1 protein-coding gene is annotated in these 259 nt (G+C 59.8%); it reads left to right on the forward strand.

Annotated elements, in window-relative coordinates:
- Positions 1 to 12 precede the first annotated feature (12 nt).
- A partial coding sequence (locus tag SB753_RS38770; RefSeq protein WP_410805375.1) for a hypothetical protein occupies positions 13 to 259 on the forward strand: 247 nt, incomplete at its 3' end.

Here is a 259-nt window from a genome sequence, read left to right on the forward strand (position 1 = left end):
TCGGCAATCGGCTTGGCAGGTGCACTCCTGCAAGATCCTGTCGGCAGCCTGGCAACCAAAAATCCACCGAACTTCGCCAGCCTGCTGAACACGATGTATGCGCTCGGTGGGGGTGTCGACGGGCAAACAGCCGCAAGCCGTTGGTTTGACGTTGCACGCCACTACTCGGCGACGGGGAGATTGAAGGGTTTGGAAGATGCTTTGGCGGAGACAGCCCTCAAGCGCTTCCTGCCTGAAGGGACTTGGCCGCTGAATGCAC

It is taken from the genome of Paraburkholderia sp. SIMBA_053, assembly GCF_046534895.1.
In the GTDB taxonomy this organism is placed as follows: domain Bacteria; phylum Pseudomonadota; class Gammaproteobacteria; order Burkholderiales; family Burkholderiaceae; genus Paraburkholderia; species Paraburkholderia caledonica.